Origin of the sequence: Promicromonospora sp. NPDC052451 (assembly GCF_044547525.1) — a bacterium.
GTDB lineage: Bacteria > Actinomycetota > Actinomycetes > Actinomycetales > Cellulomonadaceae > Promicromonospora.
This window is the reverse complement of record NZ_JBIUAP010000001.1, coordinates 99,134-113,651: the sequence shown is the minus strand read 5'-3', so window position 1 is coordinate 113,651 and position 14,518 is coordinate 99,134. Positions and strand designations below refer to the sequence as shown.

The following is a 14,518-nucleotide window of genomic DNA, read 5'->3' as shown; positions in this document are numbered from 1 at the left end:
CACGGAGGAAAGATGAACTCTCGTATCTGTGCAGTCGGCGCGGGAGCAGCACTGCTGCTCTCGGCCGCCGTCGTACCGATCACCGCTTCCGCGGCACCGCCCGTCGAGGAGCCGCCGCAGCAGGCGGCCCCGGCCAAGGAGGACAACCGCCCGGACGCCCTGGCCGAGAAGCAGACCGAGCGGCGGCAGCTCGCCGTCGACATGGTCGCCACCGGCGAGGCCAAGGTCGAGACCCGCGGCACGGGCAAGCACCGGTCCAAGGTCGTGGAGATCTCCCCGCGCGAGTACGTGGAGTACGGGGTCGAGGAGACGGCGCAGCTCTTCAGCATCCTCGTGGACTTCGGTGACGAGGTCGACGAGCGCTACCCGGACGCCACCGCGGGCCCGGTGCACAACTCGATCCCGGAGCCGGCGGCGGACGACAACTCCACGTACTGGGAGTCCGACTTCTCGCGCGAGCACTACCAGGAGATGTTCTTCACCGGCCTGGAGGACCAGGACGGCGAGTCGTTCGCGGGCATCTACGACGAGATGTCGTCTGGCCGGTTCGACCTGCAGGGCGACGTGTCCGACTGGGTGACCGTGCCCTACAGCACGGCGTCCTACGGCACCACCGAGTCCGGCACGGACATGACGCGGTTCATCCAGGACACCGCGGACGCCTGGTACGACCAGCAGGTCGCGGCGGGCAAGAGTGCCGAGGAGATCGAGGCGTACCTGCAGTCGTTCGACGTCTGGGACCGCTACGACCTGGACGGCGACGGCATCACCAACGAGCCCGACGGCTACATCGACCACTTCCAGGCGATCCACGCCGGCGAGGGCGAGGAGGCCGGTGCGCCCGAGGAGGCCATCTGGTCGCACCGCTGGTCGGTCAACCAGGGCGGCTTCGGCACGGACGGCCCGGCCGACTACCCGAAGGTGGGCGGCATCAAGATCGGTGACTCCGACATCTGGATCCGCGACTACACCACGGAGCCGGAGAACGGCGGCCTCGGCGTCTTCGCGCACGAGTTCGGGCACGACCTCGGCCTGCCCGACTACTACGACACCGCGGGCGGCGAGAACGGCACGGGCTACTGGAACCTCATGAGCTCCGGCTCGTGGATGGGCCACGGCGACGGCACCATCGGCACCACGCCGAACCACATGGGTGCCACGGAGAAGCTGTTCCTGGGCTGGCTCGACTACGAGACGGTGGAGCCCGGCGAGACCGAGCGCGTCAAGCTCGGCCCGTCGTTCCACGCCACGACGCGCGCGCAGGCCGCGATCGTGAACCTGCCGGACGGCGTCGAGCAGGTCGACCTCGGCATCGCACCGTTCGACGGGCAGTTCGTGTACTCCGGTACCGGCAACGACCTGAACAACACGATCACGTCGCCCTCGTTCACCGTGCCGGACGGTGCCTCGCTGACCGCCAAGGTGCAGTACGACATCGAGGTGGACTACGACTACGCGTTCGCCGAGGTCTCGACGGACGGCGGTTCCACCTGGACCGCGCTGGTGAACAACCTGTCGACGGACGAGGACCCGAACGGCACCAACCCCGGCGCCGGCATCACCGGTAGCTCGGACGGCGCCTGGGTGGACCTGACCGCGGACCTGGCGGACTACGCGGGCGAGACGGCGCAGGTCCGGTTCCGCTACTCCAGCGACGGCGGCACCAACGAGACCGGCATCCTGGTCGACGACGTCGCCGTGGGCGACGCGCTGACCGAGGACTTCTCGGACGTCGCCGACTGGACCGTCGACGGCTTCACCACGGTCGGTGCCGACGGCACCTACGAGGTCACCTACCAGCACTACTACGTGGCCGAGAACCGCGTGTACGGCGGGTACGACCAGACGCTGAAGACCGGTCCGTACAACTTCGGCTGGAGCTTCACCAACAGCAACAAGGTGGAGCACTACCCGTACCAGGACGGCCTGCTGATCTGGTACGTGAACAGCCTGTACGGCGACAACAACACGTCGCAGCACGAGGGCGGCGGCCAGGCGCTGCCGGTCGACGCGCGCCCGCAGGTGCTGAAGTGGTCGGACGGCACGATCGCCCGGAATCGCATCCAGTCCTTCGACGCGACGTTCGGCCGCGAGAAGACGGACGCGATCTCGCTGCACCGCGAGGTGTCGGCCACGTCGCTCACGACCCTGCGGCAGGGCAAGCAGAGCCCGGCCTGGGTCTTCGACGACACCGACCCCGAGGCCTACTGGGACGCGGAGAACCCGCGTCACTCGGTGAAGGTGGGCGGCACGGGCACCACCATCAAGGTGCTGACCCAGGACGCCCGGACGGGTCACATGACCATCCAGGTCAACTGACCCGTCGCTGAGCAGCACACGCCAGGAGAGCGCCCGTCCGGTCCTGACCGGGCGGGCGCTCTGGCGTCGTCGGGCCGGTGCGGGACTACCCTTCGGGGCATGACACACCTGCGATGGGGCATCCTGGCGGCCGGCGGGATCGCCGCGAGCTTCACGTCCGACCTGAACGACAACGGCTTCACCGTGCAGGCGGTGGGGTCCCGATCTTTGGAGAAGGCGCGCGCGTTCGCCGACCGGTTCGGCATCCCGACGGCGCACGGCTCCTACGAGAACCTGGTGAACGACCCCGAGGTCGACATCGTCTACGTGGCCACGCCGCACCCGATGCACGCCGAGGCGGCGAAGCTCGTGCTGGAGGCCGGCAAGCACGTGCTGGTCGAGAAGCCGTTCACGCTCAACGCCGCGGAGGCGCGCGAGATCGCGGAGCTCGCCGAGGCCAAGGGCCTGGTGGCGCTGGAGGCCATGTGGACCCGGTTCCTGCCGCACATGGCACGCGTGCGCGAGATCATCGCCTCGGGCGTGCTCGGTGAGGTGCGCACCCTCCTGGTGGACCACACCCAGGACCTGCCCGACGACCCGGCCCACCGCATCAACGACCTGGCCCTGGGCGGCGGCTCGCTGCTCGACCTGGGCATCTACCCGGTCTCGTTCGCGTGGGACCTGTTCGGCGAGCCGCTCACGATCCAGTCGCACGCGACGTTCAAGGAGACCGGCGCGGACGCCACGATCGCGACGATCTTCGGGTACGACGGCGCCCGGGTCGCGACCACGGTGTCGGCGTCCGACACCCGGGGTCCCAACCGGGCCTCGATCCTGGGCACCGAGGGGCGCATCGAGATCGACGCGACCTGGTACAACCCCTCCACGGTGCACGTCTACGACGCGTCGGGCACCGAGACCGAGACCTTCACCGCCGAGGTGACCGGCCGCGGCATGCACTTCCAGGCCGCCGAGGCAGAGCGCCTGGTCGCGGCCGGCGAGCTGGACAGCCCGCTGCTCCCGCGCGCGGAGACGGTGGCCATCATGGCCACCCTGGACGAGATCCGCTCCCAGATCGGCCTGACCTACCCGGGCGAATAGCGCGCCCAGGACGCCGAGATCTGGCGGTGTGCCACCAGATCTCAGCGTCAGGCGTCGCCCAGAACCGCTTCGATCAGGCCCGGGAACTTCTCGTCCAGCTCGTCCTTGCGGAGCTGGATGGTGTGGGTGCGGCCGTGCACCACCGTGCGCGTGACCCCGGACTCCCGCAGCGTGCGGAAGTGGTGGGACATGGTCGACTTCGAGAGGTTCAGGTCGCCCCAGACCTCGGGCGTCTTGGCGCAGGGCTGGCCGTCGCCGAGCCTGCGCACGATCTGCAGGCGTGCCGGGTCGGCCAGGGCGCGGAGCACGTCGACGAGCTCGACCTCGGCCATGTCGGGACTCGGGAAGTCACTCATCGTTCACCTGCACCTCGTCGTAATCGTTCGACAGGCATCGAACGATTGGCTACGCTCAACCGTATGACGCTCATCGAACGATCTTACTCGCTGCGTGGCGCCTACCTCCGGATCGCCCTGATCTCCGCAGCTCTGTTCGTGGTCGGCACCAACGCCTTCGTCATCGCGGGCGTGCTCCCGCAGATCGCGACGGGTCTCGGCGCGTCCACCAGCTCCGTCAGCTACTCCATCTCCTGGTACGCCATCATCGTCGCCGTCCTCGCGCCGGTGGTCTCCGTGCTGTGCGCCCGAACGTCACGTGCCGCGCTGATGGGCGCCGGCATGGGGCTCATCGCCGGAGGAATCGCCCTGTCGGCGATCGCGGGCGACCTGACGCTCTTCACGGCGGGCCGGGTGGTCGCCGCACTGGGCGGCGCCGCGCTCGTGCCCGCGGCGATGGCCGCGGCTCCCACGCTCGTGCCCGCCGAGCAGCGCGGGCGTGCGCTCGGTGTCGTCGGGTTCGGCTTCATCCTGGCGACAGCCGTCGGCTCGCCGCTGGGCACGGCCCTCGCGGCGCTGGGAAGCTGGCGGCTCGCGCTCGGCATCCTGGCGGCGCTCGCGGCGGTGCTGGCCCTGGCGGTGCTGGTCCTCACGCGGGACGTACCGACCGGCGTCGTGCCCGGGCTCGCCGCCCGGTTCGCGGTGCTGCGCGACGTCCGGATCGGCCTCGCCCTGATGACGACCCTGCTGTTCACCGCCGCGTTCAACATGGTGTACATCTTCAGCTCCGCCGTGACGGAGAGCGTGACCGGTGGCAGCGGCACGTCGCTGGCGACGCTCCTGCTGGTCTTCGGCGTGGCGGGCGTGGTCGGCAACTGGCTGGGCGGGTCGCTCACCGACCGCTTCGGGGCACGGCCCACGGCGCTCGCCGCCCTCGCGGGGGTGACGGTCTCCCTCGCCGCGCTCTACGCGGTCGAGGGCTCGTACGTGGGTACCGCGGTGCTCTTCGGAGTGTGGGGCCTCGCCACCGCCGCGGCCCTCGTCCCGATCCAGCACCGGCTGGTCGACGTCGATCCCGCCGTCGCCGGGGTCTCCCTGTCCTGGTACTCCACGGCCATGTACATCGGGATCGCGCTGGCCCCCGTCGTGGGGGCGTCGGTGCTGCCCTACGGTGCGGCGTGGCTCGACCTGCTCGGTGCCGCGGCGGCTGCCGCGGCGCTCGGGGTCTTCGCCCTCGGCTACGTGGTGCGACGCCGCGTCGCGCCGGTCGTCGCCTAGCCCTCGGCCGGGCGCACGGTCACCGCGTGGCTCCGTGCGCCCGGCCGGGCTGGCTCAGTCGAGCGGGTGGAGGATCCGGTCGAGGAACCGGCGCGTGCGCTCCTCGGCGGGTGCGGTGAAGATCTGCTCCGGTGTGCCCTGCTCGACCACCACGCCACCGTCGAGGAACAGCACCTGGCTGGCCACCTGCCGGGCGAAGGACAGCTCGTGGGTCACCACCACCATGGTCCAGCCCTCGTCGGCGAGCTCCTTCATCGCGGTCAGCACCTCGCCCACCAGCTCGGGGTCGAGGGCCGACGTCGGCTCGTCGAACAGCAGCAGGTCCGGCTGGAGGGCGAGCGCGCGGACGATGCCGACGCGCTGCTGCTGACCGCCGGACAGCTCGTGCGGGTACGCGTCGCGCTTCTCGAGCAGTCCTACGCGAGCCAGCAGCTCCTCGGCGCGGCCGACCGCCGTCGCGCGGGGGACGCCCTGGACCTGGGTGGGACCCTCCACCACGTTCTCCAGCACGGTGCGGTGCGGGAACAGGTTGTGGTGCTGGAACACCATCGCCGACCGGTCGCGCAGCGCGGCCCGGTCGGACCTGGCCGTCGCTCGTGCGGCGCGGCCCCGGAACCAGCCCGACCCCGTCGCGGCCGCCTGCGCGCCGAAGTCGATCACCGGGCCGCCGTCCAGATCCAGCACGCCGGCGTCGGGGGTCTCCAGACCGTTGAGCGAGCGCAGCACCGTGGTCTTGCCGCTCCCGGACGCGCCGATCAGCGCGACGACGTCGCCCCGCCGCACGTCCAGGTCCACGCCGCGCAGCACGTGGTTGGTGCCGAACGACTTGTGGATGCCACGGGCGGTCAGGAGGCTGCCGGTGGGGCGGTCAGTGGGCGACATAGCGGTCCAGTCTCTTCTCGAGGGCGTTCTGGCCGGTGGAGAGCACGGTGCAGAACATCCAGTAGATCAGGGCCGCCTCGGTGTAGATCACCATGAACTCGTTGCTGAACGCCGCGATCTCCTGCGCCCGGCGGAACATCTCGGTGACCAGGATGAGCGTGGCCAGCGAGGTGTCCTTGACGAGCGAGATGAACGTGTTGGACAGGGGCGGCACCGACACCCGCGCGGCCTGCGGCAGGATGATCCGGCCGAGGGTCCGGGCCGGCGACATGCCCACGGTCCAGCCGGCCTCCCACTGTCCCTTGGGCACCGACAGGATGGCGGCACGGACCACCTCGGCCGCGTAGCCGCCCACGTTCATGGAGAAGGCGATGATCGCGCTGGGCCACGGTTCGATCCGGACACCGAGCTCCGGCAGACCGTAGAAGATGATGAAGAGCTGCACCAGGAGCGGCGTGCCGCGGATCAGCGAGATGTAGGCGCGGCCGATCCACGACACCACCGGGTTCGGTGACAGCCGCAGCAGGGCCACGACGAGCGCCAGCACCAGCCCGATCGCGAACGAGGCTACGGCGAGCGGGATGGTGCCGGTGAGGCCGCCGCTCAGGAGCGGCCAGAACGAGTCGGCGACGAGCTGCCAGTCCATGGACTACTCGGACACGTCCTCGCCGAAGTACTTCTCGCCGAGCTCCGCGAGGGTACCGTCGGCGCGGAGGTCGGCCAGGGCGCCGTCGATCGCCTCGGCGAGGGCCTCGTTCTCCGGCGTGACGACGAACGCGGACTGCGACTCCTCCTCCGTCTCGGCGGCGACCTTGATGCCCGAGGCGTCCTCGGTGTTGGCGTAGTCGAGGTAGGTCAGGCTGTCGTTGATCGTCGCGTCGACGCGGCCCTGCTCCAGCAGCGCCACGGCCTGGGCCCAGCCCTCGACCGCCTCGACGGTCGCGCCGCTCTCCTCGGCGAGCTCGTTCCAGTTGCTCGTCAGGGACTGCGCGCTGGTCTTGCCGTCGAGGTCCTCGAAGCCCTGGATGTCGTTGTTGTCCGCGGCCACCACGAGCACGCCGGTGGACACGGTGTACGGCGCCGAGAACAGGTAGTCGGCCTCACGCTCCGGGGTGATGGTCACCTGGTTCGCGATGGTGTCGAAGCGGCCGGCGTCCAGACCTGCGAAGATCGCGTCCCACTGGGTCTCCTGGAACTCGATCTCCAGGCCCAGGTTCTCGGCGACGGCCTGGGCGATCTCGACGTCGTACCCGACCAGCTCGCCGGACTCGTCGTGGAAGCTGAACGGGCGGTAGGTGCCCTCCGTCGCGACGACCAGGGTGTCGCCCGACAGGCCGAGCTCCTCGCCGGCGCCGCCGGACTCGCCGGAGCTGCCGCAGCCGGTCAGGGCCAGGAGGGCAGCCGAGGCTGCGGCGGCCGAGAGGAGGGCGCGGTTGCGAGACATGAAGGCTCCGTTCGATGGTCGTGACATATCGGTCGTGCCGATGTGTGCCCCAAAACTAGCCGATGGCAGGGGTGAACTCACGCTCGTCCTCCGTGACGTTCACCGCGGCGCCAGCGGTCGGGCGTGATCCCGTACCGGTCCTTGAAGCGTCGGACCAGATAGGTGGCGTCCCGCAGCCCGGTCCGGGCGGCCACCACACCGAGCGGCAGGTCGGTGTCGCGCAGGAGCCGGCGCACCTCGGTCAGGCGTCGCTCGGTGATCCAGTCGAGCAGGGTCCGCTCCGTGCGCTCCCGGACCACCGTGGTCAGGTGGCCGGGGGTGTAGCCCAGCGCACGGGCGACGTCGGCCGCCGAGACCGGCTCGCGGAACGTCGCCTCGATCTCCTCGAAGACGCGGGTGACCAGCGGGTCCGGCGGTGCGGGGGCGGACGGCGCGAGCCGGGCCGCCCCGACGAGGATCCGGGTCAGCAGGGCCGACGCCGCCTCGCGCGCCCCGACCCGGCCCGGTTCCGCCAGCTCCTCGGCGAGCTCCGTCAGCCAGGCCGACCAGCGAGGCCGGTCGGCCGCGGGGACGTTGGCGCTCGGTCCGGCGGTCGCGCCGTCCTCGGCCACGCTGTCGCCGGCCGCGCCCGCCGCGGTGCCGTCGGCACCGGCCGCGAACAGTGCCAGGAGCGGGTGGTGCGCCCAGGCGAGCGGCGACACGGAGGCCAGCGACGGGACGGCGTCGGGCATGAACGAGACGCTCCAGGCGACGCAGTGCGCCAGGTCCGCGAGGCGTTCCGCACCGATCGCGCGGCCGGGCGGGACGGCGTGCACGTCGCCGTCGCACAGCGGGATGGGCCGTCCGCCCAGGCTGACCGTGCCCCCGCCCCGCTCGACGTAGACCAGCACGAGGAAGTCGTGCGCGTGCCGGTGGTCGGGCGGGAGGTGGGGATGGTCGGCCGCGGCGTCGACGCGGGTGACCCGCACCGACGGCGTGCCTGGGCCCGCGGGGTGCCGGTAGACCGGGGTGCCGTCCGGGCGGACGGTGCGGAGCCGGTTGCCCGACGGCGAGGAGGTCACCGGGTGTCACCCCGATCCTCCGGCACCGCCGGGGTGAGGACGGCGTCGACGATCTGCGGGGTCTGCTCCAGCTCACGCTCCAGCGCCCGCAGCCGCACCGCCACGCGGGACTCCGACTCCTCCCCGGGCAGGTCGATGCTGGCCACCAGCAGGATCTGCCGGGGTCCCACGAACTCCAGCCGCAGGTAGCCCACGTGGTCCACGCCGGGCAGCGCCTCGACCCGGGCGCGCACCGCCTGGTGGATCCGCTCGTCGGCCACCTCGCCCGTCAGGAACCGCCGGTTGCGGTCGAAGAGCACGAGCGCCACGACGCACAGCAGCACCCCGACCAGGACCGAGCCGATCGCGTCGTAGCGCGCGTCGCCGGTGACCTGGTGCAGCCCCATCCCGGCCGCGGCGATCACCAGGCCGGCCAGGGCCGCCGAGTCCTCCGCGAGCACGGCGCGCAGCGTCGGGTCGGAGGTCGCCAGCGCGTGGTCCAGGAGGTCGCGCCCGAGCGCCCGGGCCTCCGCGCGGGTGCGTCGGTACGCCTGCACGAACGAGACGCCCTCGAGGCAGAACGCGATGCCGAGAACCAGGTAGCCGACCGTGTACGACGTCGCCTCGCCCTCGGCCCCGAACTCCTGGATACCGTGGTAGACCGAGACGACGCCACCGGCCACGAAGAGGCCGAGCGCGGCCAGCATGGACCAGACGTACGCCTCGCGGCCGTAGCCGAGCGGACGCTCCCGGTCCGGTGCCCGGGCCGCCTTGCGCTCCGCGACCAGCAGGAAGACCTCGTTCCCGGTGTCGGCCCAGGAGTGCGCCGCCTCCGCCACCATCGACGCCGAACCCGTCAGGACCGCGGCGAACGTCTTGGCCGTCGCCACCGCGAAGTTCGCGGCGAACGCGATCACCACCGTGAGTCCCGAGCCACCCCGGTCCTGTGCCATGCGTCCCCCTCTGCCCTGCGGCGGTTCCGGCGTCGCCGCGCGTACGACGCTACCGCCGCCGGGCCTCGCCCGCCCGGTCCCGGCGGCTGCGCGGGGCACGCGACCAGGCCGAGAAACGTGCGATCCGCACCGACTTTCGTCCGGTCGGCCACCCGAAGAATGTCTGATGCTGGAGAGGTACGCCGCACCCTCGCGGCACGGGTGGAAGGAGCACGGATGGACCACGACACCGCAGGGCGGATCCGCGACGCACGCACCCGGGAGGAGCGTGACCGCGAGTTCCTTCCCGGCATGGGCAAGCCCTGGCTGCTGCCGCTCTACGACCTGTTCTCCCGCTTCTCCCAGGTGCGGCCGGTGCACGACCGCACGGCGGCGCTCGCCGACGTGGCGCCCGGCGAGTCCGTGCTCGACGTGGGCTGCGGCACCGCCAACCTGTCCCTCGCGGTGCTCCGCGCCCAGCCCGGCGCGCGGGTCACCGGGCTCGACCCCGACGGGGCCGCCCTGCGCATCGCGGCCCGCAAGGCCACCCGGCGCGGCGTCCCGCTCACCCTGGTACAGGGTTTCGCGGACCGCCTCCCCGCCGAGGACGGGACGCTCGACCACATCGTGTCCGCGCTCGCCCTGCACCACGTGCCGGACGACGCCCGCGGCCGGTTCGGGCACGAGGCCTTCCGGGCGCTACGGGTGGGCGGGACGGTGACCCTCGCGGACTTCGGTGGTCCGGGGCACGGGCAGGGGCAGGGGCCGGGGCCGGGGCCGGGGCCGGAGCCGGGTCCGGGGCAGGGGCAGGGACACGGGCGTGGGCCGGGGCACGGGCCGGGGCATGGGCATGGTGTCGACCGGGCGGGCGGCGCGGCCGGCATCGGTGATGGAGCGCGGCGCGGCGGCGGCGCGACCGGCGATGCCGCGGTCGAGGCGGGCATGTCGGGGGACGGGGGGCCTGGTGGTGGTCCTGGTGGTCCTGGTGGTTCTGGTGGTGGCGGTTCCGGTGGTGATGGTCTTGGTGGTGACGGTCTTGGAGGTGACGGTGCTGGTGGTGGGCACGCCCACTGGTACGGCCGCGTCCGCGGACGCCGAGGGATGCGCCACGGCGGGCACTCGGCCGTGGCTGCCAACCCGCACACCGCCCGGAACCTCGGCGGCGGCCTCGTGCGCTTCCTCGCTGATGCCGGGTTCACCGACGCCCGCGAGGTGGCGCACATCGACCACCGCTACGGCCCGCTGACGATCGTGCAGGCCACGCGCCCCTGAGGTTCCTTCGAGGAGCACCGCGTGCTCGGTCGCCTGCCCGGCTCGGCGCAGTGTTCGGTCATTTGCCTCAGCTCAGCGGTGTTTACCCGCACCAGCCCAGCGTGGTGTTCGGTCACCTGCCCCAGAGCCCACGCCGTGTTCGGTCGCCTGTCCCGGTCCGGCGGTGTCGCCCGTCCCAGCCCAGCGTGGTGTTCGGTCACTTGCCCCAGCCCAGCGGTGTCACCCGCACCAGCCCAGCGTTGTGTTCGGTCACCTGCCCCAGAGCCGACGCCGTGTTCGGTCACCTGCACTGAGATCGGTCCGTTGAGCGACCGATCTCGAGGCATCTGACCGAACTCCGCGGCCGGAGTGGTGCAGGTGACCGAATTCGCCGGTCAGAACGGTGCAGGTGACCGAGTTCGCCGGTCGGAGTGGTGCACGTGACCGAACTCGCCGGCCAGAACGGTCCAGGTGACCGACCACCCAGGAGCCCCGGCTACCCGCGGCGGACCCGTGGCTCCGGCAGTGCCGGGGCCACGGCGGCGGGCCGCTCCTCCAGCCGGCGGAAGGCCTCGGCGATCCCTGCGTCGAGCTGCGGGTCGACGTCGGAGAAGTAGTCGGCCGGCGTGTGCCGCACCTCGATGTCGGGGTCCACGCCGTGGTTCTCCACGCCGAAGCCCTTGCCGTCCAGCCAGAACGAGTACCGGGGCTGGGTGATCCCCGTGCCGTCCACCAGCCCGAACCGGCCGTCGATGCCGATCACGCCGCCCCAGGTGCGGACCCCGACCACGGGGCCGACGCCGAGCGCCTGCGCGGCGGCGTTCACGATGTCGCCGTCCGACCCCGCGTACTCGTTGGTGACCAGCACGACCGGTCCGCGCGGAGCACGGCTCGGGTAGGTCTCCGGTCGGTCGTAGTACCGGTTCAGCTCCCAGCCCGCGACGCGTGCCGCCAGGCGGGCGATCACGAGCTGTGAGGTGTGCCCGCCGCCGTTGAACCGCACGTCCACCACGACGCCCTCGCGGTCGGTGGCCAGCCGCAGGTCGCGGTGGAGCTGCGCCCAGCCGGTGCTCACCATGTCCGGCACGTGCACGTACCCGAGGCGCCCGCCCGACTTCTCGGCCACGTACTGGCGGCGCGACCGTACCCAGTCCTGGTAGCGCAGGTCGGACTCGTCGGCGAGCGGCACCACCACGACACGGCGGTCGGTGTGCGGGGCCGCGCCGTCGCCGGAACCGTCGGCCGCCGGGCGACGCAGCGTGAGCTCGACCGGGGTCTCGGCCGCGCCGAGCAGGCCCGCGGCCGGGCCGGCCACCGGGTCCACCGGCCGCCCGTCGACGGCCACGATCAGGTCGCCCGGCCGCGCGTCGACCCCGGCCGCGCGCAGCGGCGACCGGGCCCCCGGGTCGGACGACTCGCTCGGCAGCACCCGCTCGATGCGCCAGCCCTCGGCGGTACGGGCGAGGTCCGCGCCGAGCAGGCCGAGCCTGCGGGAGGTGTCGCCCCGCTCGCCGGGCCCGCGCACGTACGAGTGCGAGGTGTTGAGCTCCGCGACGGTCTCCCAGAGCACGTCCTCCAGGTCGTCGTGCGTCGCGACCCGGTCCATGAGCGGGCGCCAGCGGGCCACCACGCCGGCCCAGTCGACGCCGTCCATGTCCGCGCGCCAGAAGTGGTCGCGCATGATCCGGGCGTTCTCGTCGAACATCTGGTGCCACTGCGCGCGGGGGTCCACCTCGTAGCGCACGCGGGACAGGTCGATGTCGAACGCGGTCGGGTCGTCGTCGCCGGGCTTGCTCGTCGCCGACTGCGTGCTGAGGTCGGAACCGGACCGGACGACGATGCGCTCGCCGTCACCGGACACCGCGTAAGCGTGCACCTTCTCCGCGACGTCGGTGGCCTTGCGGGCCTCGAACGACCAGAACTGCAGCACGTTCGGCACCGGGTCCTCGTCCGTCCCGGCGTGCCGGGAGCCGAGCACGCCTGCGTCGTCGGTCTCGTGCACCCAGAGCACGCCACCCTTGGCGGCGAGCAGGTCGCGGTAGCGGCCCGACGTCACCGGGAACGGGACGACGCGCTCCTCCGCGCCGTCGGCGTCGAGGTCGGGGGAGACGACGCCGTCGTCCGCCTGGCCGGCGTCCTGCTCGCCGTCCGTGTTCCCGTCGGTCTGCTTCTCTTCCTGCTTGTTCTCGTCCGGCTTGGCCAGCCGCCAGCCGTCGGCGCTCGGGCCGAAGGGCGCCGGCTCGGTCGCCGCGAGCGGGATGAGCCACGGCCGCGTGGCGGCGCTGAACGACAGCGCGAACTCGTGGGAGTCGTAGGACGGGTCGAACGTGCGGTCCGAGAGGAACACCAGGTACTTGCCGTCGTCGCTGAACGCCGGGGAGAAGTCGTGGAACCGGCCCGAGGTCAGTGCCGTCACGACGGGCTGCTCGGCGTGCAGGTCGGCCACCAGGATCTGGTGGTGGTCGCCCACGTTGCCCGTCGGGCTCGACCACGCGAGGTACCGCCCGTCCGGCGAGAACACCGGAGACTCGGCCTCGCCGTTGGCCGACCGGCCGAGCGAGGTGATGGTCCCCGGCGCCACGTCGGAGTCGCCGTCCGGGACGGCGACGAGGTTGATCCGGCCGTCGTGCGACACGGCCGCGACCCGGTCGCCGGCCGGGCTGGCCGCGAGGTGCAGCACCCGGCCGAGCTCGCCGTCCGCGAGGCGGAGCGGCGCCGTGTCCGGGACGTCGCCGGACGCCCCGGGCAGGGTGTGGACCTCCAGCGCGTCCTCCCTGCTCACGCCGTCCGCGGTGGTGCGCGGCGCGTCCGTCACCACGACGGCGCGACCGGTGTCGCCGAGCAGGACGGGCTCGCGGACGCGCACCGACGGGTCGGCGACCAGCGCACGTGCCGGGCCCGCGCGGTGGGTGACCCAGTAGGCGGTACCGAACCAGCCCACGACGCTCGCGTCCCCCGTCCGGTCGACGGCGAGGCCGTCGACCGGCACCGGCGACGACCCGGGATCCGTCGAGTACGGCTGGGGCAGCGCCCCGGTGAGCGTGATGTCGAGCCGGCGCGGGGTGCCGTCCAGCTCGTCGAGCAGCCAGAGGTCGCCGCGGCTGTGCCAGACGATCCGCGACCCGTCCGACGTCGCGTCACGGACGTAGCCCTCGGCCTCGGTCTGGAACGTGAGCTGCCGGGGTTCCGGGGTGCCGGTCGCGCTCGCCAGGCCGTCGAGCGTCCACAGGTTGGCCTGCTCGTCGGCGTGGTCGGGGAAGGTGGCGGCCCGGTCCGAGGTGAACACCAGCGTGTCACCGATCCAGATCGGGTCGTAGACCCCGGCCTCCTCGGCGGGCAGCGGGCGCTGCCAGTCCTCCCCGCCGCGGTCGAGCCACAGCACCGACGCCGTGCCACCCCGGTACCGCTTCCAGAGGGCGGGCGTGCGGTAGCCGGCCGAGACCAGCGCGGTCGTGCGGGCGCCGTCCGGGCCCACGTGCTGCGCCACGCCCCAGGCCGGGCCGTAGCGCGGGGTCTCGACGGTGCCGTCCAGCCCGACCGCGCGCACGACGGTGAGCGAGCGCTCGTGCGTCCCGGCGTTGGACGACACGAGCACCCGGCCGGCGTCGTCCCAGCCGAGCACGGTCATGGCGTTCCCGCCGAACCAGGTCAGGCGCCGGGTGGCGCCGTCGGACAGCTCGACCACGTAGGCCTCGGGGTGGCCGTCCCGGTGGGACACGTACGCGAGCCGCGTGCCGTCGGGCGCGAACCGGGGGGTCGTCGCGGGTGCGTGATCGCTGGTCAGGCGCCATGCCCGCCCGCCGGAGACCGGGGCGAGCCAGACGTCGTCGTCGGCTACGAAGGCGACCTGGTCGCCGTGGACGTGGGGATACCGGAGATAGGCCTGGGTCACTCCGTCAACGTACTCGGGGGGTCCGACACCCGTCATCGGAAATCGCTCTGAGCAGCACGCCCGGT

At 72.4% G+C, this 14,518-nt stretch carries 11 protein-coding genes; 4 read left to right on the top strand and 7 right to left on the bottom strand.

Features of this window, described 5'->3' with window-relative positions; genetic code table 11:
• Positions 1-12: 12 nt before the first annotated feature.
• Entirely contained in the window at positions 13-2,319 is a 2,307-nt protein-coding gene (locus ACIG47_RS00495) for an immune inhibitor A domain-containing protein (RefSeq protein WP_397429179.1), read from the top strand.
• A 99-nt stretch (positions 2,320-2,418) separates the two neighbouring features.
• Positions 2,419-3,399 (top strand): Gfo/Idh/MocA family protein, encoded by a 981-nt coding sequence (locus ACIG47_RS00490; RefSeq protein ID WP_397429178.1) that lies wholly within the window; start codon positions 2,419-2,421, stop codon positions 3,397-3,399.
• 47 nt (positions 3,400-3,446) lie between these two features.
• On the opposite strand, the gene ACIG47_RS00485 is transcribed toward ACIG47_RS00490, so the two are convergent.
• Entirely contained in the window at positions 3,447-3,755 is a 309-nt protein-coding gene (locus ACIG47_RS00485) for an ArsR/SmtB family transcription factor (protein ID WP_397412007.1), read from the bottom strand.
• A 63-nt stretch (positions 3,756-3,818) separates the two neighbouring features.
• On the opposite strand from ACIG47_RS00485, the gene ACIG47_RS00480 reads away from it, so the two are divergent.
• Entirely contained in the window at positions 3,819-5,012 is a 1,194-nt protein-coding gene (locus tag ACIG47_RS00480; protein WP_397429177.1) for an MFS transporter, read from the top strand.
• Between the two features lie 54 nt (positions 5,013-5,066).
• Here the strand turns inward: ACIG47_RS00480 and ACIG47_RS00475 are convergent, their stop codons facing one another.
• The 5 genes from ACIG47_RS00475 to ACIG47_RS00455 all read right to left on the bottom strand — a co-directional run bounded on the left by ACIG47_RS00475 (position 5,067) and on the right by ACIG47_RS00455 (position 9,331).
• Complete coding sequence (locus ACIG47_RS00475; protein ID WP_397429176.1) at positions 5,067-5,894, bottom strand: amino acid ABC transporter ATP-binding protein; 828 nt, start codon at positions 5,892-5,894, stop codon at positions 5,067-5,069.
• Complete coding sequence (locus ACIG47_RS00470; RefSeq protein WP_397429175.1) at positions 5,881-6,540, bottom strand: amino acid ABC transporter permease; 660 nt, start codon at positions 6,538-6,540, stop codon at positions 5,881-5,883. The genes ACIG47_RS00475 and ACIG47_RS00470 overlap by 14 nt, the downstream gene beginning before the upstream one ends.
• Positions 6,541-6,543: 3 nt before the next feature.
• Positions 6,544-7,338 (bottom strand): amino acid ABC transporter substrate-binding protein, encoded by a 795-nt coding sequence (locus tag ACIG47_RS00465; protein WP_397429174.1) that lies wholly within the window; start codon positions 7,336-7,338, stop codon positions 6,544-6,546.
• A gap of 77 nt (positions 7,339-7,415) precedes the next feature.
• A complete protein-coding gene (locus tag ACIG47_RS00460) occupies positions 7,416-8,399 on the bottom strand; it encodes an AraC family transcriptional regulator (RefSeq protein ID WP_397429173.1) in 984 nt (327 codons plus the stop codon).
• On the bottom strand, positions 8,396-9,331 hold the full coding sequence (locus tag ACIG47_RS00455) for a cation diffusion facilitator family transporter (protein WP_397411996.1): 936 nt from the start codon (positions 9,329-9,331) through the stop codon (positions 8,396-8,398). The genes ACIG47_RS00460 and ACIG47_RS00455 overlap by 4 nt, the downstream gene beginning before the upstream one ends.
• A gap of 216 nt (positions 9,332-9,547) precedes the next feature.
• Between ACIG47_RS00455 and ACIG47_RS00450 the strand changes: the two genes are divergently transcribed.
• Positions 9,548-10,582 carry a class I SAM-dependent methyltransferase gene (locus ACIG47_RS00450; RefSeq protein ID WP_397429172.1) on the top strand — a complete coding sequence of 345 codons (1,035 nt, stop codon included), beginning with the start codon at positions 9,548-9,550 and terminating at the stop codon, positions 10,580-10,582.
• A 475-nt stretch (positions 10,583-11,057) separates the two neighbouring features.
• On the opposite strand, the gene ACIG47_RS00445 is transcribed toward ACIG47_RS00450, so the two are convergent.
• Positions 11,058-14,453 carry a S41 family peptidase gene (locus tag ACIG47_RS00445; protein WP_397429171.1) on the bottom strand — a complete coding sequence of 1,132 codons (3,396 nt, stop codon included), beginning with the start codon at positions 14,451-14,453 and terminating at the stop codon, positions 11,058-11,060.
• Positions 14,454-14,518: the final 65 nt, after the last annotated feature.

What these genes read in the sequence shown, in the direction of transcription:
- ACIG47_RS00450 (WP_397429172.1), top strand. Translation starts at nt 9,548, where the DNA reads ATGGACCACGACACCGCAGGGCGGATCCGCGACGCACGCACCCGGGAG.
- ACIG47_RS00495 (WP_397429179.1), top strand. Translation starts at nt 13, where the DNA reads ATGAACTCTCGTATCTGTGCAGTCGGCGCGGGAGCAGCACTGCTGCTC.
- ACIG47_RS00470 (WP_397429175.1), bottom strand. Translation starts at nt 6,540, where the DNA reads ATGGACTGGCAGCTCGTCGCCGACTCGTTCTGGCCGCTCCTGAGCGGC.
- ACIG47_RS00455 (WP_397411996.1), bottom strand. Translation starts at nt 9,331, where the DNA reads ATGGCACAGGACCGGGGTGGCTCGGGACTCACGGTGGTGATCGCGTTC.
- ACIG47_RS00480 (WP_397429177.1), top strand. Translation starts at nt 3,819, where the DNA reads ATGACGCTCATCGAACGATCTTACTCGCTGCGTGGCGCCTACCTCCGG.
- ACIG47_RS00465 (WP_397429174.1), bottom strand. Translation starts at nt 7,338, where the DNA reads ATGTCTCGCAACCGCGCCCTCCTCTCGGCCGCCGCAGCCTCGGCTGCC.
- ACIG47_RS00485 (WP_397412007.1), bottom strand. Translation starts at nt 3,755, where the DNA reads ATGAGTGACTTCCCGAGTCCCGACATGGCCGAGGTCGAGCTCGTCGAC.
- ACIG47_RS00475 (WP_397429176.1), bottom strand. Translation starts at nt 5,894, where the DNA reads ATGTCGCCCACTGACCGCCCCACCGGCAGCCTCCTGACCGCCCGTGGC.
- ACIG47_RS00490 (WP_397429178.1), top strand. Translation starts at nt 2,419, where the DNA reads ATGACACACCTGCGATGGGGCATCCTGGCGGCCGGCGGGATCGCCGCG.